This window comes from Bradyrhizobium sp. CFUWI (genome assembly GCF_056429085.1).
Window position 1 is genome coordinate 436731 of sequence record NZ_JBWJZE010000001.1, and the last position, 20235, is coordinate 456965.

23 protein-coding genes are annotated in these 20235 nt (G+C 64.7%); 12 read left to right on the forward strand and 11 right to left on the reverse strand.

From position 1 onward, the window contains the following. Complete coding sequence (locus AC066S_RS02035; protein ID WP_478268788.1) at window positions 1-993, reverse strand: glycosyltransferase; 993 nt, start codon at window positions 991-993, stop codon at window positions 1-3. Window positions 994-1236: 243 nt separating this feature from the next. On the opposite strand from AC066S_RS02035, the gene AC066S_RS02040 reads away from it, so the two are divergent. The 3 genes from AC066S_RS02040 to AC066S_RS02050 are packed head-to-tail and all read left to right on the forward strand — an operon-like array spanning window position 1237 to window position 4847. Beyond that, complete coding sequence (locus AC066S_RS02040) at window positions 1237-2337, forward strand: glycosyltransferase (protein WP_478268789.1); 1101 nt, start codon at window positions 1237-1239, stop codon at window positions 2335-2337. Between the two features lie 15 nt (window positions 2338-2352). Further along, a complete protein-coding gene (locus AC066S_RS02045; RefSeq protein WP_478268790.1) occupies window positions 2353-3705 on the forward strand; it encodes an O-antigen ligase family protein in 1353 nt (450 codons plus the stop codon). Next, window positions 3702-4847 carry a GNAT family N-acetyltransferase gene (locus AC066S_RS02050; RefSeq protein WP_478268791.1) on the forward strand — a complete coding sequence of 382 codons (1146 nt, stop codon included), beginning with the start codon at window positions 3702-3704 and terminating at the stop codon, window positions 4845-4847. The genes AC066S_RS02045 and AC066S_RS02050 overlap by 4 nt, the downstream gene beginning before the upstream one ends. Window positions 4848-4907: 60 nt before the next feature. On the opposite strand, the gene wrbA is transcribed toward AC066S_RS02050, so the two are convergent. Beyond that, window positions 4908-5507 carry an NAD(P)H:quinone oxidoreductase gene (gene wrbA, locus AC066S_RS02055; protein ID WP_135170268.1) on the reverse strand — a complete coding sequence of 200 codons (600 nt, stop codon included), beginning with the start codon at window positions 5505-5507 and terminating at the stop codon, window positions 4908-4910. A gap of 135 nt (window positions 5508-5642) precedes the next feature. Beyond that, window positions 5643-6341: a pirin family protein gene (locus tag AC066S_RS02060; protein ID WP_126259536.1), complete on the reverse strand. Its 699-nt coding sequence runs from the start codon at window positions 6339-6341 to the stop codon at window positions 5643-5645. A 133-nt stretch (window positions 6342-6474) separates the two neighbouring features. Here AC066S_RS02060 and AC066S_RS02065 point away from each other — a divergent pair, with 133 nt between their 5' ends. Next, window positions 6475-7410 (forward strand): LysR family transcriptional regulator, encoded by a 936-nt coding sequence (locus tag AC066S_RS02065; RefSeq protein WP_478268792.1) that lies wholly within the window; start codon window positions 6475-6477, stop codon window positions 7408-7410. A gap of 118 nt (window positions 7411-7528) precedes the next feature. Here the strand turns inward: AC066S_RS02065 and AC066S_RS02070 are convergent, their stop codons facing one another. Beyond that, the gene (locus AC066S_RS02070; protein ID WP_126259539.1) at window positions 7529-7786 is read right to left on the reverse strand and encodes a hypothetical protein; all 258 of its coding nucleotides are present in this window, start codon (window positions 7784-7786) and stop codon (window positions 7529-7531) included. Window positions 7787-7936: 150 nt separating this feature from the next. Here AC066S_RS02070 and AC066S_RS02075 point away from each other — a divergent pair, with 150 nt between their 5' ends. Together AC066S_RS02075 and AC066S_RS02080 are read left to right on the forward strand one after the other, a co-directional pair. Continuing rightward, on the forward strand, window positions 7937-8923 hold the full coding sequence (locus AC066S_RS02075) for a tripartite tricarboxylate transporter substrate binding protein (RefSeq protein ID WP_478268793.1): 987 nt from the start codon (window positions 7937-7939) through the stop codon (window positions 8921-8923). 96 nt (window positions 8924-9019) lie between these two features. Continuing rightward, window positions 9020-9376 (forward strand): hypothetical protein, encoded by a 357-nt coding sequence (locus AC066S_RS02080; RefSeq protein WP_135170354.1) that lies wholly within the window; start codon window positions 9020-9022, stop codon window positions 9374-9376. An 81-nt stretch (window positions 9377-9457) separates the two neighbouring features. Here the strand turns inward: AC066S_RS02080 and AC066S_RS02085 are convergent, their stop codons facing one another. The 4 genes from AC066S_RS02085 to AC066S_RS02100 form a co-directional block, all read right to left on the reverse strand. Continuing rightward, the gene (locus AC066S_RS02085; protein ID WP_478268794.1) at window positions 9458-10267 is read right to left on the reverse strand and encodes an adenylate/guanylate cyclase domain-containing protein; all 810 of its coding nucleotides are present in this window, start codon (window positions 10265-10267) and stop codon (window positions 9458-9460) included. 35 nt (window positions 10268-10302) lie between these two features. After that, window positions 10303-10794 carry a YbaK/EbsC family protein gene (locus AC066S_RS02090; RefSeq protein WP_478268795.1) on the reverse strand — a complete coding sequence of 164 codons (492 nt, stop codon included), beginning with the start codon at window positions 10792-10794 and terminating at the stop codon, window positions 10303-10305. Between the two features lie 37 nt (window positions 10795-10831). Continuing rightward, window positions 10832-11563 (reverse strand): haloacid dehalogenase type II, encoded by a 732-nt coding sequence (locus AC066S_RS02095; RefSeq protein WP_478268796.1) that lies wholly within the window; start codon window positions 11561-11563, stop codon window positions 10832-10834. A 105-nt stretch (window positions 11564-11668) separates the two neighbouring features. Beyond that, a complete protein-coding gene (locus tag AC066S_RS02100; RefSeq protein WP_245481454.1) occupies window positions 11669-12103 on the reverse strand; it encodes a winged helix-turn-helix transcriptional regulator in 435 nt (144 codons plus the stop codon). Between the two features lie 85 nt (window positions 12104-12188). Between AC066S_RS02100 and AC066S_RS02105 the strand changes: the two genes are divergently transcribed. Next, entirely contained in the window at window positions 12189-12923 is a 735-nt protein-coding gene (locus AC066S_RS02105) for an SDR family NAD(P)-dependent oxidoreductase (RefSeq protein ID WP_478268797.1), read from the forward strand. A 46-nt stretch (window positions 12924-12969) separates the two neighbouring features. Here the strand turns inward: AC066S_RS02105 and AC066S_RS02110 are convergent, their stop codons facing one another. Then, on the reverse strand, window positions 12970-13854 hold the full coding sequence (locus tag AC066S_RS02110; protein ID WP_027551976.1) for an amidohydrolase family protein: 885 nt from the start codon (window positions 13852-13854) through the stop codon (window positions 12970-12972). A gap of 304 nt (window positions 13855-14158) precedes the next feature. Here AC066S_RS02110 and ykgO point away from each other — a divergent pair, with 304 nt between their 5' ends. The 3 genes from ykgO (at window position 14159) to AC066S_RS02125 (ending at window position 15515) form a co-directional block, all read left to right on the forward strand. Next, window positions 14159-14284 (forward strand): type B 50S ribosomal protein L36, encoded by a 126-nt coding sequence (gene ykgO, locus AC066S_RS02115; RefSeq protein WP_006611362.1) that lies wholly within the window; start codon window positions 14159-14161, stop codon window positions 14282-14284. A 106-nt stretch (window positions 14285-14390) separates the two neighbouring features. After that, window positions 14391-15032 (forward strand): tetratricopeptide repeat protein, encoded by a 642-nt coding sequence (locus AC066S_RS02120; protein ID WP_135170273.1) that lies wholly within the window; start codon window positions 14391-14393, stop codon window positions 15030-15032. 222 nt (window positions 15033-15254) lie between these two features. After that, window positions 15255-15515 carry a hypothetical protein gene (locus tag AC066S_RS02125; protein ID WP_478268798.1) on the forward strand — a complete coding sequence of 87 codons (261 nt, stop codon included), beginning with the start codon at window positions 15255-15257 and terminating at the stop codon, window positions 15513-15515. Between the two features lie 3 nt (window positions 15516-15518). Here AC066S_RS02125 and AC066S_RS02130 read toward each other — a convergent pair whose 3' ends face one another. Then, window positions 15519-15701 carry a hypothetical protein gene (locus AC066S_RS02130; RefSeq protein WP_135170274.1) on the reverse strand — a complete coding sequence of 61 codons (183 nt, stop codon included), beginning with the start codon at window positions 15699-15701 and terminating at the stop codon, window positions 15519-15521. A gap of 327 nt (window positions 15702-16028) precedes the next feature. On the opposite strand from AC066S_RS02130, the gene AC066S_RS02135 reads away from it, so the two are divergent. After that, entirely contained in the window at window positions 16029-16985 is a 957-nt protein-coding gene (locus AC066S_RS02135) for an alpha/beta fold hydrolase (RefSeq protein ID WP_478268799.1), read from the forward strand. A gap of 1108 nt (window positions 16986-18093) precedes the next feature. Here the strand turns inward: AC066S_RS02135 and cycA are convergent. Beyond that, entirely contained in the window at window positions 18094-18489 is a 396-nt protein-coding gene (gene cycA / locus AC066S_RS02140; RefSeq protein ID WP_135170276.1) for a cytochrome c-550 CycA, read from the reverse strand. Between the two features lie 228 nt (window positions 18490-18717). On the opposite strand from cycA, the gene AC066S_RS02145 reads away from it, so the two are divergent. Further along, complete coding sequence (locus tag AC066S_RS02145) at window positions 18718-20211, forward strand: FAD-linked oxidase C-terminal domain-containing protein (RefSeq protein ID WP_135164779.1); 1494 nt, start codon at window positions 18718-18720, stop codon at window positions 20209-20211. The last annotated feature ends 24 nt before the right edge of the window (window positions 20212-20235 follow it).

A 20235-nucleotide genomic window follows, 5' to 3' on the forward strand; every position in this document is an offset into this window, starting at 1 on the left:
TTAGATGCCGAAGCGGGCGAGGGCGGTCCTTGCCGTGGCGCGCGGCAGCGCCCTGAGCGAACGCCGGCCGACCATGCCGAGATAGCCGAAGGCCTGGCGATACCGGCCGAAGCGGACGGCCTGCATCGCCGCATAGGTGATGAGATGCAGTTCGGCGGCAAGGCGCAACCCGGGCGCGGTGCCCGCGGGCAATCTCGCCAGGATCAGCCCGTCGTCGAACACCCGCGCGATGGCCGGGAAGAAGTCCTTCGGCGTGCGGACCGCGGCGTTCATGGTGCTGGCGGTGTGCAGACGATAATCGAGCAGCAGCTTCGGCGCGAATTCGAACTCGCCGATCGCGGCGAGGCGGCACCAGCAATGCCAGTCCTCGCAATATCGCAGCGAGGTGTCGAAGCCGCCGATGGCGCGGAAGGCCTCCGCGCGCGCGAGCGCGATGCCGCCATTGACGATGAAATTGCCGGCCGCGAGCCGCGTCAGCACGTCGCCCGACGGCTTGCGGCGTCCCTTCAGAAGGCCGCGACGGCCGATCTGGCGTCCGTCGCTGTCGATCGTGTTGTAGTCGCCATAGACCAGAACCGCGCGCGGCGCCCCGCGTGCCGCCGCCAGGAGTGCAGCCACCGCGCCGGGACGCAGGCGGTCGTCGGCATCGAGGAACAGCAGCCACTCGCCGCTGGCATATCGTGCACCGAGATTGCGCGCGGCCGATACGCCGGCGGACTCATTCGTCACCAGGCGCAGTCGCGGGTCGTGAATGGCGCGGACGATCGCGGCGGTATCGTCGGTGGAACCGTCGTCCACGACGATCACTTCGCCCACCTCGTTTTGCGCAAGCGCGCTGGCCAGGGTTTCGCCGATATAGGCCGCAACGTTCTTGGCGGGAATGACAACGGATACCGATGTGGTTGGGCTCGACGGCAGCGGCTGGCGCGCCGCCGGCACGATGCGGGTGGAGGCCGGCAAATCGAGAACCTGTTCGGCGGTGATCTGAGTCACGGCTCGCCCTTAAGAGTCTGTTAACCAGGGCGCAGCTGCTGAATGGACGATGCGATCGATCGCAGCGTTGGCCCCTTGCGAATGATACCCGCATTACGGCCTGATCGTTGACGCGAAGGCGTATGTCGGCGTGCTTTCGTCAATTAGCGTTAAGCCGCTGGCATTAAGCCTGTGGCAAATTCGGAAGAGAGCGGCAGCCGGTCCCATGCGAGAATGCGCATCCGGTTGCCGCGGATGGATCCAGTGCCCGCCACGACGTTCGAACATGACCCCGATGCGATGATCCTCAACCTCTTTTACGAGGACAAGGACGATCGCTGGTTTCCCGGCGACCGGCACCTGCGGCGCACGGCGCGCCGCTTGCTGCTCGGCGAGCCGCGCATGAGCGGACAGCTTCGCGTGTTCCTCAATCTCTGCGCGGGGCTCGACCGGCTCGGTATCCGCTACCGCGTCAACGATTACCGTTACATCGCGCAGCATCCCGACGAGCTCGCCTGCATCATCGGACGGACCTTCCTGCTCGACAAGTTCGCGTGGAAGAATCCGATCCTGCTCGGCGTCGCCGCCCACAATCATCCGCTCGACGATCCCGATTTGTTCAAGCGCCTGCCGGTCAGGAAAGTCGTGGTGCCCGGCGCCTGGTACGTCGACATGTACCGGCCGTACTGGCCCGACACCGAGGCCTGGCCGGTCGGCATCGACACCGATCTGTGGGCGCCGTCGCAGGCCTCGCAGAAGGCCGTCGACGTGCTGATCTACGACAAGGTCCACTGGGACCGCGAGCGCTACGCGCCGGAATTGATCGAGCCGGTCCGTGCCCGGCTCGCCAGGGAGGGACGCTCGTTCATCGAGTTGCGCTACGGCAGCTACAAGGAGGAAGAATATCGGGAGGCGCTGGCGGCCTCGCGCGCGATGATCTTCCTGTGCCAGAACGAAAGCCAGGGCATCGCCTATCAGCAGGCCCTGGCCTGCGGCATACCGGTGTTCGCCTGGGATCCGGGCGGGCCGTGGCGAGACCCCGATTACTATCCGCACCGCGTGCAGTTCGCGCCGGTGTCCTCTGTGCCGTATTGGGACCAGCGCTGCGGCGCCAAGTTCGTCGACCTCGCGGGGTTCGAGGCGGGGTGGGACGAGTTCTGGGCCGGCTGTGAAGCGGGCGCGTTCGACCCGCGCGGCTATGTCCTGGACAACCTCACGCTCGAGCAACGAGCGCTGCAATATTACGAGATCGCGCGGAGCATCGTGCGGCCGCCCGCGGCGCAGAGCTCCGGCACGCCTGTTGACGGACGCTCAACCGGGGTGAGCCAGGACCCGGAGCTCCACCTGCGTCACCAGATGTCTTGAGCCGTGGACCGCAGCATGGACCGCAGCGTCGCCGATATGACCGACCTCGAGACCCGATCGTTGGGTCGTATGCTCCGTGATGCCCTGGCGGAGCTGAACGCCGCGCAGGCTGCGCGCTGTCTCGTCGCGGTCGCGTCGCTGCTGCTGGTGATGGTGACGCTCGATCCGTTCCCGGACCTGCGCAATCCCGATGTCACCACGATCGTCGGCGGACGAATGGCGGTAACCTACGTCTCCTGGGGGCTCTTGGCTGCAGTCGCGGTGCTGTTCGCAGCTAGCACCGATGCGCCTGCGCTGAAGACCCTGGTCACGCCGCTTCACCTCTGTCTCGTGGGCTGGCTGCTGATCAACATCGTCCTGTCCGAGAGCCGCGGCGTGTCGATGCAGCGCTTCGTGCTCCTCGTCAGCATGACGTCGCTCGCCGTCCTGCTGCCATTGCTGCCGCCGACGCAGCGCAGCTTCAACCTGTGCCTGGGTGCTGCGGCGCTGGTCTTGCTCGCGCTCTGCTATCTCGGCGTCCTGCTCGCGCCGCAATATTCGATCCACACCGCGCTCGATGTCACCGAGCCGCAACTCGCCGGCGACTGGCGCGGCAGCTTCGGGCACAAGAACATCGCCTCGCCCGTGATGACCATCCTGGTCTATGTCGGCATCTACCTGTCCGCCGTCGGCTCCTTCGTGATGGGACCGGTGATCGCCGTGCTGGCCGGCCTCTTCCTGATCTTCACCGGCGGCAAGACGTCGTCGGTGCTTTGCCTTGCGGTCTACGCGCTCGCCTCGCTGGTCTATGTCACCCCGAGCCTGTGGCTGAAGCGGATCATCTGCTTCGTTCCGCTGATCGCGATGAACCTGCTGACGGTCGGCAGCGTCCTGAGCCCGGCGCTCGGGGCCATGACGCGGCTGCTTCCGCTCGATCCCACCTTCACCGGCCGGTCCGCGATCTGGGAGTTCGCGCTCGCGGCCGTCGCCGAGAAGCCGCTCATCGGTCACGGCTATGCAGCTTTCTGGGACGACGTCACGGCGCGGCAGACCGCGCAGGGCGCCGAATGGGCGACGTCCGCGGCGCACAGCCACAACGCTTATCTTGATCTCGCGGTCACCATCGGTCTGCCGGGTCTGCTGCTGGTGATCCTGGTCTTCGTGCTCGCACCGCTCGGCAATTTCCAACGGGCCCAGGCCCACAGCCGCAGTGGCGCACTGGCAAAGCTGTTCCTGACCGTGTGGCTGTTCGGCCTCTATTACGGGACGACCGAGACCTTCCTGCTCGAACGGCAGAATCCGATCTGGTTCATGTTCGCTCTGGCCGCGGCCGGCCTGCACTTCCTGGCCAGGTTCCAATGCGTTGCGCAAGCGGAACTGAAGCCATGACGTTTTTCGGCGTCGAGCAATTGGATGGTCTTGCATCCACCACGTCGGGAATCGCGATCGATGTCGTGCGTGACTGGCGTCAGGCCGCTTCGCGCCTGAGCGCCGGGCATCGCACCGTCTTTCAGCATGGCTACTGGCTCGAGGCCTGGTATCAGGCGTTCGATGACGTCGCGCCGTTGATCGCCGTGATCTCCGATTCTGCCACGGGCAAGGACATCGCGATGGTGCCGATGATCAGCCATGTCAGACGCGGCATCCGCATCGTCGAATTCGCCGACCTCGGCGTCTCCGACAACAACGCGCCGATCGTGGCGCCCGATGCCGCGTTTGACGCGGCGGCGGCAAATGCGATCGGCATGGCGCTGGTCGAGGCGTTGCGCGCCTTGCCGGACCGCTTCGATCTGCTGCGGCTGAGGAAGATGCCGGCCCAGGTCGGCGGCAAGCCGAACCCGCTGGTGTCGCTCGGGCGGATCGGATCCTGCTCGCTCAACGGCAATCTCGTGCTGATGGGCGATACCTACGAGGCCTATCGGGCATCGATCAAGCGCATGCAGATGCCGCGGTGCTGGCGCGTCTTCAACCGGCACCAGGGCGCGCGGTTCGAGATCGCTACGGACGTTGCGCGCGCGCGTGAGCTGCTCGACGTGATGGACGTGCAGCAGCAGGCGCGTATGCGTAAGCTCGGCTCGCCGTTCGTTCTCAACGACGAGACTCATGCGCGATTCTATCGCGAGGTCGTCCGTCAGGGCCTTGACGACGGCTATGCCGTCGTTTCGGCACTCGTCTGCGACGACGGTGTCATCGGCACCTCGTTCGGCGTCAGGCAAGGCGCGGCTTATTGCCTGCTGCGCATCAGTCACGCCGGCGAGTCCTGGTCGAGCTGCTCCCCCGGGCTGCTCATCATCGAGCGCACCATGGCGGCGCTGCATGCAAAGGGCGTGCGCCGCTTCGACCTCAGCATCGGCAATCAGGACTACAAGCGCCGCTTCGGCGCCGAGCGGGTGCCGCTGACCGACGTCAGCGTCGCGCTGTCATGGCGAGGCTTGCCTTTTGCATGGCGCGATCATGCCGCGCAGGGCCTGCGCCGCTATCCCGCGGCCGCCGCTCTCGCCGCGCGCGCCATGGGCAAAGGCATACGCTGAAGCGGCATTCCCGGACGGGAATGCCGCGAGCGCTTCGGCCTTGGAGTTCAGCCATGGAGTTCAGCCATGTAGCTTCCTGGCGGTCTCCGCGATCTGGCGGCCCTGGTAGCGCGCGCCGGCGAGCTCGTTGGCGCTGGGCTGGCGGCTGCCGTCGCCGCCGGTGATCGTGGTGGCGCCGTAGGGCGCGCCGCCGGTGACTTCGTCGAGCTTCATCTGGCCGGCAAAGCCGTAGTTCATGCCGACCACGACCATGCCGAAATGCAGGAGGTTGGTGATGATCGAGAACAGCGTCGTCTCCTGGCCGCCATGCTGGGTCGCGGTCGCGGTGAAGGCGCCGCCGACCTTGCCGTGCAGCGCGCCCTTGGCCCAGAGCCCGCCGGCCTGATCGAGGAAGTTCGCCATCTGCGAGGCCATGCGGCCGAAGCGGGTGCCGGTGCCGACGATGATCGCGTCGTAATTGGCGAGGTCCTCGATCTTGGCAACGGGAGCGGCCTGATCGAGCTTGTAATGCGAGGCTTTTGCGACCTCGGCCGGCACCAGCTCGGGCACGCGCTTGATGTCGACGGTCGCGCCGGCCTCGCGCGCGCCTTCGGCGACGGCATTGGCCATCGCTTCGATATGGCCATAGGCGGAATAATAGAGGACGAGAACTTTGGTCATGGTGGTCTCCGTTGAGGGTAGGTGATGCTCTTATCTCGCCGTCGTTCCGGGGCGATGCAAAGCATCGAACCCGGAACCTCGAGATTCCGGGTCTGGCGCTTTGCGCCATCCCGGAATGACGGCAATCGATGTGGCTTACGCCGCGTCGACGAGCACGAGCTCGGAATCTTCGAGCGCCGTGATCTTCAGGTGCTCCTCGTCGCGGATCGCGGCGCCGTCGCGGGCGTTGACGCGCACGCCGTTGACCTCGACCGCGCCTGCCGCGGGCACCAGATAGAGGTGCCGCGATCTCTGCGGCGCGTACTCCGCGCTCTCGCCGGCTTTCAGCGTGGTGGCGAGCACGCGTGCATCGGCGCGGATCGGCAGCGCGTCGCCATCGCCCTCGAGGCCGCTCGCAATGGTCACGAGCTTGCCGGAGCGATCGGCCTTCGGAAACGGTTTTGAGCCCCAGGTCGGCTGTCCGCCGCGTTGCGTCGGCTCGATCCAGATCTGGAAGATGCGTGTCCTGGTCGGCTCCAGATTGTACTCGGAATGTCGAATGCCGCTGCCGGCGCTCATCACCTGCACGTCGCCAGCTTCGGTGCGCCCCTCGTTACCGAGGCTGTCCTGGTGGGTGATCGCACCCTCGCGCACATAGGTGATGATTTCCATGTTGGCGTGGGGATGGGCGGGAAAGCCGGTGTTCGGCGCGATCTCGTCGTCGTTCCACACCCGCAAGGCGCCGTGACCCATGTTGTCGGGATCATAATGGCTGGCGAAGGAGAAATGATGCTTGGCCTTGAGCCAGCCGTGGTCGGCTCCGCCGAGCTTTGCGAAAGGTCTGAGTTCGATCATGGGTAGATCCTCGAGAAAACGTATCGGGCAGTTCAACTGCGGTTGATCCCTTGGATAAACCTCCGGCTGTGGTATAGAAATAGAAACTGTCGAAACACATTGTTTCCTGAAAGAGCCCAAGCGGATTGCCCCCATGGCGAAGCTCCCGGATTTCGAGGCCCTCGCGATTTTCGCAAAAGTCGTGGAATTACGGTCGTTTGCGGGGGCCGCGAGCGAGCTGGCGACGTCCAAGGCGACGGTGTCCAAGGCGGTCACGCGCCTGGAGGAGCGGCTCGGCGCGCGGCTGTTCAACCGCACCTCGCGCCGGCTTGCGCTGACAGATGCCGGCCACAAGCTCGCCGAGCGCGCGACGCGTCTTCTGGCCGACGGCGAAGCGGCGGAGAACGAGGCGCTGGCGCAATCGGTGGCGCCGCGCGGCCTGGTGCGGCTCGCCGTGCCCATGACGTTCGGCATCAAGGCGGTGGCGCCGCTGCTGCCGGAATTCTTCGAGACCTATCCGGAAGTCTCGGTCGATCTGCACTTGAGCGATGCGACCGTCGACCTGATCGGCGAAGGCTTCGACATGGCGGTGCGGATCGCGCGGCTGCCGGACTCGTCACTGATCGCACGGCGGCTCTTCACCATGCCGCGCTTCACCGTGGCCGCGCCGTCCTATCTGAAGCGTCATGGCCGGCCGACGCATCCGATGCATCTGGCCGAGCACAAATGCTTCAGCTACGCCTATCTCTCCACGCCCAACGTCTGGCACTACACCAATTCAGCCGGCGAGCAGGCCAGCGTGCGCCCGGGTGGCCAGCTTCGCGTCAACAATGGCGAAGCCGTGATGCCGGCGCTGATCGCGGGCCTCGGCATCGCCGAGCTGCCTGAATTCATCGTCGGCGAGGCGATCTCCTCCGGCGCCGTCGAAGTGATCCTGAAGGACTGGAAACAGGCCGAAGGCGCGGTGCATCTCGTGACGCCGCCCGGCGGCCCCAGGCCAGCGCGCGTCGAGGCTCTCGGCGATTTCCTCGCGGCCAAGCTGCCGGGCACATGCAAGCGGCGGCCGCGCGGAAAGGCGAAGGCGTCGTAGAACGAGCACCCTTCGACGGACCTCGTCATTGCGAGCGCAGCGAAGCAATCCAGAGTCTTTCCGCGGAGGGCTTCTGGATTGCTTGGTCGCAAGAGCTCCTCGCAATGACGGTGCTGAACTACGACACCTTCACGCCGTCGATCGCGACGACGCGCAAGCTCGGCTTCAGCGTCTCGTCGAGCTGCATCTTCAATTCGTGAACGCGCGGGTCGCTCGATCGTGCGGCGCACACGCCGTATTGACGGACCGATTGCGTCAGGGCGCGCCGCGCTTCCGGCGTCCGCGTCAATTCGGGCTGTGCAAGCCGCAACACGATCGCCGCGAGATTCACCAGCATCTCGTCGAGCGCGACGTCGATGGTCGCCAGATTCTGCATGGTTCACTCTCCTTGAAGTTGGCAACGGCGGGTCCAGACATGCGTTCCGGGCGAAGCCGGACATGGCTAACGCTTCGTAAACGTCTTGTTCTTGCCGCTTGGCGCGTTAGGCTGGCAGCGAAACAAAGAAGATCGGGGGGAGGCACCATCATGGATCGACGCGGTCTCCTGCGCGCCGCCGCAGCATTGCCGTTGTTGCGCATTGCTTTGCCTGGTCCGGCCTTCGCGCAAGCCTATCCGGCGCGCAACATCACCATGATCGTGCCGTTTCCGGCCGGAGGTCAGGCCGATCTTGCGGCGCGCCCGGTGGCGATGGCGCTGGAGCGGATCCTGGGCAAGCCCGTGATCGTCGACAACCGGGCCGGCGGCGGCGGCGGTTCGGTCGGCAACGCCGCGGCGGCGCGCGCCGAGCCCGACGGCTACACGCTCCTGATGACGCTGTCCTCGCTCGCGGTGCTCCCCGAGGCCGACCGGCTGTTCGATCGTCCCGCCGCCTACGAGGTCTCGCAGTTCATGCCGATCGCGCGGGTGCTCGCCGATCCCACGCTGCTGGCGGTGCCGGCGTCGGCCCCATGGAAGACGGCACAGGATTTCGTCGAGGATGCGAACAAGCGCCCCGGCCAGATCCCCTACGGCTCGTCAGGGCCGTACGGCACGCTGCATGTGGCGATGGAGATGTTCGCAGGCAGCGCCGGCATCAAGCTGCTGCACGTGCCGTTCCGCGGCGCGGGTCCCGCGCTCACTGCGATCCTCGGCGGCACCGTGCAGGCGATCGCCGCAGCGCCGGGGACGTTGAAGCCGCAGGTGGACGACGGCAAGCTGCGCGTGCTCGGCAATTGCGGCGCGCAGCGCATCGCGAGCTTTCCTGACGTGCCGACCTTCCAGGAGCTCGGCTACAAGGACGTCGAGATGTACATCTGGGCCGGGCTGTTCGCACAGAGCGCGCTTCCCGCGCCGATCGCGACCCGCCTGCGCGAGGCGATGGCGCAGGTGATGACGAGTCCCGACGTGCTCAAGATCTTCGAAACCTCTGGCAGTCTCGTCGCCTATCAGGACGCGCCTGCCTTCGCGCAATTCGTCGCGGCGGACAGCGCGCGGCTGATCGCGGCGGTGAAGAAGATCGGCAAGGTGGAGTAGGTTCCCCGATCCGTTTTCACATTTTTTTGTTGGTCCAGAACCGCCTCCCGCCTCATTGATTGATGAAAGTCGATGGGAATCGAGAAGGATCTTGACATGCGAGCAGAGCGGATCGCGCTAGGTGTGGCGCTTGCGGTCGGCGGGATCGCGGCGCAGGGCGCTGCATCCGCGCAGGAATACCGCGGCACGATGGAACAGCAGATGGCGTGCACACCCGATGTGTGGCGGCTGTGCAGCGACCAGATTCCCGATGTGAACCGTATCGTGGCGTGTCTGCAACAGAACACGCCGCAGCTCTCCAGCGGCTGCCGTGCCGTGTTCCAGTCGAACAATCAGGTTCAACCGCAGCAGCCGGTCCCGCGCAATCGGGCCGCACCGCCGCCGCGCTTTAACAATGCGCCGCCGCCACCTCCGTACGCGCGACCGCGTCCCTATGACGATTACGACGATTAGGCTCTGACGAGCGCCTGAGAGACGCGCGGGCGTAGGCGCGACATGCGATCGTGCCGGCTCGTTCAGCGCTCCGGCTTGCTGTCAGGATTCAGGCCGCTGTCCCAGCACCATCCGCATGGCCACTCCGAAGAGAATGGCTGCGACTGGCCAATGGAACCAGATCTTGTGGCTGGTGAGCAGATTGATCACGATCAGGAAGGCCGACACCGTGAGGGCCGCTGCAACCGGGCGGGGCAGCCTTGCGAGCCAGGCCGAGACGACATTCGTCGCGGAAGATGGCTGGCGCCTGTCGTCCGTCCACGGAGCACGCGCGCTCTCTGAGGGAGCCGCGCTTGCCTCGATCGGGAAGCCCTGTTGTGCGGCGCGGCCACCCAAGGTCAGGCGATAACTGGTCAGGGGAGCGATGTTCTTCATCGGGCGCTGGCCGAGGCAGTCGAAGCCAACGGACAATTTGTTGTGGACCTGATCGTAGACAGAGCTCGAGATCACGACGCCGCCGGGCTCGGCGAGCTCTTGCAGCCGGGAAGCGATATTGACCCCGTCGCCATAGATGTCGGAGCCGTCCACCATCACGTCGCCGAGGTTGATGCCGATGCGAAACCGCATCGGGCTCGCCTGCGGCGCGTCCGAGGCCTGACTGGAGATTTCCTGCTGAATCTCGACCGCGCATTGCACGGCCTCGACCACGCTGGCGAACTCGGCGATCACCGCATCGCCCCAGGTATTCACGATACGGCCGTCATGGCGCTCCACCAATCGCGCAATGGCCGTGCGGTAGCGGCGGAGCGTCTCCAACGTTCCGGTCTCGTCCGCTTCCATGAGACGGGAATAGCCGTACACGTCAGCGCACAGCACGGTGGTCAGTCGTCGTTTCACCTTGTCGTCGGCCATGGTCGCCATGCTAGCCTCCCTGGCCGGCAAATGCATCAGGCATCCTGTCCGTTGCCGCCGTTCGGCCTGACCTCGCAGACATCGACCCATTCGGCCGCGGTGAGCTCGGCCATCCGCTGCGGCGTGATGCGCACGGCGCTATGGGTCGAGCCTGCGGCCGGCACCACGACGTCAAAGGCCTTCAAGGAGACGTCGCAATAGACCGGCAGCGGTGATTTCAGTCCGAACGGACAGACGCCGCCGACCTCGTGGCCCGTGATGGCGGCGACCTCCTCCAGCCCCAGCATCTTCGGCTTGCCGCCGAACTGCGCCTTGACCTTCTTGTTGTCCATCCGCGAGGTGCCGGCGGCCACGATCAGGATCACGCGTTCGCCGACGCGCAAGCTCAGGGTCTTGGCGATCATGCCGGGTTCGACGCCATAGGCTGCGGCGGCAAGCGGCACCGTGGCCGAGCTGATCGGCGATTCCATCACGGTGATGTCGGGGGCTTTTTCGGCGAAGAAGGCGCGAACGGATTGAAGGCTCATTCCAGGCAGCTCATGTCAAACGTGCGGGCGGCGATGCCTAAGCAATCATCGGCAGCTCGGAGAGTGCGCGGACACGATGATCCGGCGCAAAGCCAAGCTCGTCCATCTGAGTGCGGATCGCCTTGAACATGGTGAGCGGTGCCACGAGTTCGCTCTCGACGCAAGCCAGCGCCATGGCTTCCGGCGTCACTCGCTCGATCCAGGCGACGTTCAATCCAAACGACTTTGCCGCCGCCGCGTCCCATGGATTGGCGGAGACGAACAGGACCTCATTCGGCGCGGTCCCGAGCTCCTCGCCGATCAGCTCATAGGCAGCCGGGCTCGGCTTGAAGATCTTCTTGGCGTCGACGCTGATGGTCGCATCGAGCAGGCGGTCGAGACCGGAATTGCGCACCAGCGCATTCAGCATGTCCGGACTGCCGTTGGAGAGGATGGCCAGTTGTCGCGGCTTCAAGGCCGTGAGCGCGGCGGCTGCATCCGGATAAAGATCGAGATGCAAATATCTCTCAATCACGCGCTCGAACGCCTCGTTCTCATAGGCAAGCCCGAGGACGCGCAGCGTGTAGACAAGCGAATCGCGGGTGACCGTGGAAAAATCCTGGTAGCGGCGCATCAGCGAGCGCAACCAGGTGTATTCGAGCTGCTTGATCCGCCAGACCTGCGTGATGATCTCGCCATAGCCCGGAAACGCATCCTCGGTGACGTCAGCGACGGACTGAATGTCGTAGAGCGTTCCGTAAGCGTCGAAGACGACGGCTTTGATGCTCATCGGCTGTCCTTCCAGGTGGTTGTGGTCACAGGAGCTCCGCTGGAGGAAGTATGGAATGCGCTGCAATCGGCGGCGTAGCAGACCTTCAACGACGTGCAGCGCAAGCTAGGCACTCGGCGAACGTTCTCGCCGCGTCCAGGCCGCCCGCTCGGCGAACACCCGGCTGACTTCCGCCATGTGCTCCGTGCCCCATGAGCAGAGCGGCACGAGAGCCTGGGCGAGGCTGTGACCTAACGGAGTGAGGCTGTAGTCCACCCGCGGCGGCACCTCCTTGTAGTCGGTGCGCTTCACGAGCCCATCGGACTCCAGCTCCTTCAATTGCTGGATCAGCACCTTGTCGCTGACGTCGCGTATGGCGCGGCGGAGCTCGCCATAGCGGGTCGGGCCGTCCTGGGCGACGAAGTACAGGATCAGCGGCTTCCACTTGCCCGCGATGACCCGCAGGGTGGCATCCAGCCCGCACGTGAATCCGGGCAGATTCGGCGTGCAACGCTGAACGGTTGAAGGGGGCTGCGTCGGCGGAAAGGTTGAGTCTGACATTTTTTGGGCACTTACCAAAAGGTGCATACTTGTCGATAGGTGGGTACGCCGCCAGCTCAGTGCAACCTCAGTGAAGGAGCACATCATGAGCAGACTACAAGGCAAGACGGCAGTGGTGACCGGCGGTGGCACCGGCATCGGGTTTGGAGCGGCGAAGCGGTTCGTCGACGAAGGCGCCTTCGTCTACATTTTCGGGCGGCGGCAGGAGCAGCTCGACGCCGCCGTTGCGAAGCTGGGATCCCAGGCGCGCGCGGTCAGGGGCTCGGTGACCGATCTGTCCGATCTCGACCGGCTTTACGAGACGGTCAAGAAGGAACGAGGCACGCTCGACGTTCTCTTCGCCAATGCGGGGACCGGGCTGTTCGCGCCGCTCGGTGAGATCACGGTCGAGCATTACGATCACATCTTCGACGTCAACGTGAAAGGGCTGGTCTTCACCGTGCAGAAAGCTCTGCCGCTGATGAAGCAGGGCGCGTCGATCATCCTGACCGGTTCGAGCACGGGCGTGATGGGGACACCGAAGTTCAGCATCTACAGCGCGACCAAGGCCGCGATCCGCAATCTGGCGCGCAGCTGGGCGCAGGATCTGCGCGGCACCGGTATCCGCGTCAACGTGCTGTCGCCGGGGCCGACCAAGACCGAGCTGGCGCTGGAGATCGTCGGCGAGGAAGCGTTCGACGCGCTCGGAAGCAGCACGCCCATCGGGCGTGTCGGCGCCCCCTCCGAGACGGGCGCGGTGGCCGCGTTCCTGGCGTCCTCGGACAGCAGCTTCATGACTGGCGGCGAGGTCTTCGTGGATGGAGGCCTGGCGCAAGTGTGAGGTTTTGAGCATGAGGGCTTCGGTCGACCGAAGCCCTCGATGCGCTTCAGATCCCGAGCAGCTTCCTTGCGTTGGCCTTGAGCACCTTCGGCCGGATCTCATCGCGGATGTCGATCTTGGCGAAGTCAGACAGCCAGCGGTCCGGCGTGATCACCGGCCAGTCCGAGCCGAACAGCATCTTGTCCTGAAGGATCGAGTTGATGTAGCGCACCAGGATCGGCGGAAAATATTTCGGCGACCAGCCCGAGAGGTCGATATAGACGTTCGGCTTGTGGGTCGCGACCGACAGCGCCTCTTCCTGCCAGGGGAAGGACGGGTGCGCGAGGATGATCTTGAGGTCGGGGAAATCCGCCGCGACGTCGTCCATGTACATCGGGTTGGAATATTTCAGCCGCATCCCCATGCCGCCGGGCATGCCCGAGCCGACGCCGGTCTGGCCGGTGTGAAACAGCGCGATGGCGCCGCCATTGTTGATCTCTTCGTAGAGCGGATAGGCCATGCGGTCGTTGGCGTAGAAGCCCTGCATGGTCGGGTGGAATTTGAAGCCGCGCACGCCGTATTCCTCGATCAGCTTGCGCGCCTCGCGCGCGCCCAGCTTGCCCTTATGCGGGTCGATCGAGACGAAGGGAATGAGGACGTCGAGATGATCGGAGGCGACCTCCAGCATCTCGTAATTGTTGTAGCGGCGGAAGCCGGTCTCGCGCTCGGCATCGACGGGAAAGATCACCGCGGCGATGTTCTTGGAGCGGTAATAGGCCGCGGTTTCCGGCACCGTCGGCGGATGCTTGTTCGGCGACTTGAAATACTCGGCCATCTGCGCCTGGAAATCGTCATAGCCGTCGTCGGGGTGGCAGCCGCAGGGCTCCTCGGCATGGGTGTGGATGTCGATGGCGACGACATCGTCGATATTGGGCAGCTTCAGCTTCGGCATGGGTTTCCTCCCGACGGGTTGCCGAATTGATTATATGATATAACGAATTTGGCAAGGCATTGCGGGAGGTTATCGGTCGGGTAGATCGGGCCGATCCGGCCGCTTTGACTGTGCCTGGGGTTGTTTTCGAGAATTTGCCGGTTCGGAAGCCGGCAGTGAACATTGACATCACCTCCCGCCATGCCTTAAGAACCGCCCCGTCCCGGGCGGTCGTCCGCCAGCGGGAAAAATCTCATTTTGCCACATTCGCGCGTGCCGCAACGGTAGTGCCGAACACGGCCTTTCGAACGTTCAGGATTCCGCCATGAAGGTCCGTAACTCGCTGAAATCGCTGCGCGGTCGCCATCGCGCCAACCGCCTGGTCCGCCGCAAGGGCCGGGTCTATGTGATCAACAAGGTGCAGCGCCGCTTCAAGGCGCGCCAAGGCTGATCTCGCCCGGCCGGACGCCCCGCGCGTTCCCGCAAGACCACGGCTCACACGAGTTTGACGCCGCCTTTGCTTTGCAAGGGCGGCTTTGCGTGTTTAGACTTTCACCATGGCAGTGAGATTCCCGCATCCGCGCACTTTGTGCCTGGCCCTCGTGCTGGGAACCGTCGGGCTCGGTCCGGCGCTGGCGCAGCAGATTGAACCGCCGAACCCGCCGGGCAAGCAGAAGAAGCTGCCCGAGGCGCCGGCCAAGCTGCCCAAGGTCGATCGCACCAAGAATCTCGATTTCCTGTTCGGCGCGCTGAAGGCGGCGCCTGACGAGGTCAGCGCCAAGCACGTCGAAGCGCGGATCTGGGCGATCTGGCTCCAGACCCCCAGCGACACCGCGGCGCTGTTGATGGCGCGCGCCAAGACCGCGGTCGACGCCAAGAGGATCGAGGTCGCGATCAAGCTGCTGGACTCGGTCATCAAGCTCAGGCCCGACTACATCGAGGCCTGGAACCGGCGCGCCACGCTTTATTACATGCAGAACGATTATGGCCGCTCGCTTGCGGATATCCAGCAGGTGCTGATCCGGGAGCCGCGCCATTTCGGCGCGCTCGCAGGCCTCGGCATGATCATGCAGGAGGTCGGTGACGAGAAGCGCGCGCTCGACGCCTACCGCAAGGCGCTCGCCGTCAATCCGCACCTCGAAAAGATCCCCGACCAGGTCAAGGCGCTGACCGAGAAGGTCGAAGGCCGCGATATCTAGAGCGCGGAGATCCGGACGAATCGTCATCGCGCTTGAGGTTGTTGTTTGCGCATGATCTTTCCGGAAAACCGCTGCGCACTTTTCCATCATGCTTTAGCCGACAACTCGATCGTTTCTTGAGCGAACGTGGCGTCTTCGGATTAACCACGATCGGAAGCGCGGCATCGTGAGGACTATTGTCGGCGCCGCCGCAGGCCTACCTGCATGGCAGGAGCGAAAGCCATGAAGCGTGTGATCTTTGCAGGGTGCTTGCTGCTCGCGTCGGGGACGGTGAGCCTCGCCGACGGATTGTTCTGGGTGATCGGCAACCGCGCCACCGGAAAATGCAATATCGTGACCAGCAATCCGGTCATCATCGGCGATATCTGGTTCGGCGACGGACCCTACAAGTCCAGGGCCGATGCCAAGCTTGCCCGTTCGACAATCCGCGCCTGTCCCGCGCTCACGCCGGACGAGGAAAAGGACGAGGACGGTACGAACTAGCGTTCAGTGCAGGACGCTGCCGCCGCGCTCGACCTGGCCGCGATCGGCCGCTGCGGCGTAGGCCTTCGCCAGCTCCGCTTCGAGATGCTCGTTGATCAGCAGCAGCGCCCGCACGGCACCGCGCAGGTCGCCGTTGCAGCTCGCGACGATTTCGTCGATTGCAGTGTCGTTTGATCTGAAGCTCATCGAAAATCCTCCGGTTCAAACCAGGACAATTTCTGCCGGTCTTTCCCACATTCCCCGAGGCTGTGAGGAGGATCGGCGCCCACCCGCGCCTAGATGGCGGAACCGACCATGGCGATTATATGGAAGCCGCGATGACGGCTGCATGAAGCTGCTCCGGGCTTGCCTACGCTCTCAGAATAGTGTTGATTCCATTGAGTTTTTACGTTCCGCAATTGTGCACATATCCACAGCCCCGGCATTTTCGGTGGACGCACGGAAAGCCGGCGCGAAACTGCAGCCCTCCAGACCCGTAACTGCCCTGTGCCCAGGATCACCCGGATTCTTCCCATGATCGTGATGTCAGTCGTGACCGCGCTGGTTGTGCTGGCGCTGGTCACGCAGGCCGGAATCGTCGCCGTGCAGCGCGCCTTTCCGCCGCAGGGCGAGATGGTCGAAGTCGACGGCGCGACGCTTCACGTCGTCGATATCGGCCCGCGCGATGCGGGCTTGCCGATCGTGATGCTGCACGGCGCGAGCTCCAATCTCGAAGCGATGCGGCGCCCGCTCGGCGACATCCTCGCCAAGGACCATCGCGTCATCCTGGTCGATCGTCCCGGCCACGGCTGGAGCACGCGTGCGCGGCGCCAGGATTCCACGCCGCAGATCCAGGCGCGGATGATCCACGAGGCGCTTGCAAAGCTCGGGATCGCGCGTGCGGTCTTCGTCGTGCATTCCTGGAGCGGTGCGCTCGGCGCGCGGCTTGCGCTCGATCATCCCGGCCGCGTCGCGGGCCTCGTCATGCTCGCGCCGGTCACCCATCCCTGGCGCGGCGGCGTCGGCCGTTACAACGAGATCATCGCGACGCCGGTGATCGGCCCGCTGCTTGCCTACACCATCACCCTGCCGCTCGGTTACTTTCTCGCCGAACCCGGCGCGCGCAGCGTATTTCTGCCGCAGACGATGCCCGATGGATACGTGCAGGATTCCGCGACGCCGCTGCTGCTGCGCCCGCGCGAATTCATCGCCAATGCCTATGATCTGGTGACGCTGAAGCAAGCCGTCGCCGCGCAGGTCGCCCGCTATGGCGAGATCAAGGCCCCGGTCACGATCATCGCCGGCGAGCCCGACAAGACGGTGAGGACCGGCATCCACGCCCGCCCGTTCGCGGCCATGGTGCCCAACGCCAAGCTGATCGTGCTGCCCGATCTCGGCCACATGGTGCAGAACGCCGTGCCCGACCGCGTGAAGGCGGAGATCGAGGCGATGATCGGGAGAATCGTCCCGGCCCAGGCGGCCGCCGATTAGACGTTTTCGAGCTCTCGTAGCTCTCGTAGGGTGGGCAAAGGCGCAAAGCGCCGTGCCCACGATCTCTCGATGACGGCAGCTCAGCTCCTGTAGCCCGGATGAGCGGAGCGATATCCGGGGCCGCCCGCCTGCATCCCGTGCTGTCCCGGATGTCGCTCCGCTCATCCGGGCTACGGCACCCCTGCTGTGTCGCGCTCTGTCAATCCGCCTCTGCAAAAATATTCCACTTTACCGAAATTCGGTTTTAGCGTATGTGTCGCCCATCCCGGCTCATCCAGGAGGGGCGATCATGAGGTCGTCTTGTTCGCGAGCCGGGCTTGCGGTGGACGCGGCAGCGTCGGCACGAGAGGGACGGGCAGGGCGGGGTGTCCCTGTGAGCCCGTGGCCGCGTGCGGACGAGCGGCGCTGCTAGGCTTCGTCTCGCCTGTAAGTTTCCGGCTCCGTCGACAGGGCCGGGAAGACTGCGGCGACATGGCGGGCCGTGCGTACGGCAAAACCGTGTGGTCCTGGCCGTCGTTGCTACGGTCAAGCCGGATCGAAGATGCGCGCGAGCCCAACCGGGCGGACGGCATCGCCAATTCGAACGGCGAGGGAGGCCAGAAGGAAAGTTCGGCTCCCGGGAGAGCACGGCATAAGCCGTCCGACCACCGCGCAGGGAAGGCCGAGTGATTGGCCACACCTGTATGCTGCTGTGCGGTTCTTCCTGCGTGTGCATTTCGCGCAGCGGACCGCGGGTGCGAGCTGGCACCCGGCCTTCCCTGCGCCCTCTTGGCTCAAGAGGGGCGAAGACGTAAGCAAAGCTCGGGCGAATTCAGCCGCGAGAGCGAGAACGTATGCCCGTCGCCACACACGCGGTGTCATCGCCCGGTTCAACCGGGCGATCCAGTATTCCAGAGACGCCAGCGATCAATCCGAGAAGCCGCGGCGTACTGGATTCCCCGCCTTCGCGGGGAATGACAGTGTTGCTTGGAGAACCAGCTCTCGCCTCATCCTTCGTCGCAAGGGCTCCTCGCAATGACGCCGTGGAGGGAGCGCGCCAAAATAGAAAGCGACAGCTTCGGTCCTGATGCGATCAGAACCGAAGCTGCCGCGACTGCCTTGTGCAGGCTTACTGCTTAACCTTCCCGTCCTTGTCGTATTGGGCAATGAAGGCCCAGAGATTGTTGATCTCGGTCTCATTCTTGATGCCGGCGAACGCCATCTTGGTGCCGGGGATCTTGGCCTTGGGGTCCTTGATGTATTCCTTGAACACGGCCTCGTCCCAGGTGATGCCGGAATTCTTGTTCGCGTCCGAGTAATTATAGCCCTCAGCCGTGCCCGACTTGCGGCCGTTGAGGCCGTTGAGCTCGGGGCCGACCTTGTTCTTGGCGCCTTCGCCGATCGCGTGGCAGGCCAGGCATTTGTTGAACGATGTCTTGCCGGCCGCGACATCCTGCGCCATCGCGGCGGGTGCGGTGGCAATCACGGTGAGGATCGTCAGGGCGCCAAAAGTCAGTTTTGTCATAAGTGTGCTCTTCGTCTCTTCCCGGGTCAGATGGAGGGCCGTGTTTTGGCAGGTCCGATGCAAGTGGACAAGCCGCGAAACCTTGACAGGTTTCCTGCTATCAGACTTGTCCCAGAGAGAACTTGCGCTGCAACAAAGCAATGCGACCTTCGGAGGACCTACCCAAAGCGGGCAAGACATGATTGATTTGCTGCGACTTTTCCATCCGGCGGATGAAAGCTTCTGAAAATGGCCATCATGATGCCCGCAAGCGACCAGGCCGTGCTCGCGCGCCGCGCTGAGATCGTTGCTGCCTTGCGCGCCATCGTGCCCGGCGAGGGCGTGATCGATACGCCTGCCGAAATGCGGGCCTATGAGTCCGACGGGCTCACGGCCTATCGGCAGCCGCCGATGGTCGTCGTGCTGCCCGATACGACCGAGCAGGTCTCGCTCATCCTGAAATATTGTGCAGGGCAAGGCATCAAGGTGGTGCCGCGCGGCTCGGGCACGTCGCTGTCCGGTGGCGCGCTGCCGCTCGAAGACGGCGTGCTGCTCGGCCTCGGCAAGTTCAAGCGCATCCGCGAGATCGATTTCGACAACCGCGTCGTCGTCACCGAGCCCGGCGTCACCAATCTCGCGATCAGCCAGGCCGTCGCGCATGCCGGTTTCTATTACGCGCCCGATCCGTCGTCGCAGATCGCCTGCTCGATCGGCGGCAATGTCGCGGAGAATTCCGGTGGGGTGCACTGCCTGAAATACGGCATGACCACCAACAACGTGCTCGGCTGCGAGATCGTGCTGATGAGCGGCGAGATCCTGCGCATCGGCGGCAAGTCTGCGGAGAACGCGGGCTACGATCTGATGGGCGTCATCACCGGTTCCGAAGGGCTGCTCGGCGTCATCACCGAGATCACGGTGCGCATCCTGCAAAAGCCGGAGACGGCGCGCGCGTTGATGGTCGGCTTTGCCGAGGTCGAGGCCGCCGGCGAATGCGTGGCGCGCATCATCGGCGCCGGCATCATCCCCGGCGGCATGGAGATGATGGACAAGCCGGCGATCCACGCCGCGGAGGCCTTCGTGCATGCCGGTTACCCGCTCGACGTCGAGGCGCTGCTCATCATCGAGCTCGACGGTCCCAAGATCGAGGTCGACGAGCTGATCACGCGGGTCGAGACGATCGCCAATGCCTGCGGCTCGACCACGTGCCAGATCTCGACCTCGGAGGCCGAGCGCAACCTGTTCTGGGCCGGCCGCAAGGCCGCGTTCCCGGCGGTCGGCCGCATCTCGCCCGACTATCTCTGCATGGACGGCACCATTCCGCGCGGCGCGCTGCCGAAGGCGCTGGCGCGGATCCGCGAGCTCTCGGAAAAGTACCAGCTCGGCTGCGCCAACGTGTTCCACGCCGGTGACGGCAATCTGCACCCGCTGATCCTCTACGATGCCAACAAGCCCGGCGAGATCGAGCGCGCCGAAGCCTTCGGCGCCGACATCCTGCGCGCCTGCGTCGAGTTCGGCGGCGTGCTCACCGGCGAGCACGGCGTCGGCATCGAGAAGCGCGACCTGATGCCCGAGATGTTTTCCGAGATCGACCTGAACCAGCAGCAGCGGCTGAAATGCGCCTTCGATGCGCAGGGCCTGCTCAACCCCGGAAAGGTGTTTCCGACCCTGCACCGCTGCGCCGAGCTCGGCCGCATGCATGTTCATGCGGGCAAGCTGGCATTTCCGGACCTGCCGCGGTTCTAGTCTCGATCGCTGCCAGCGCGAAAT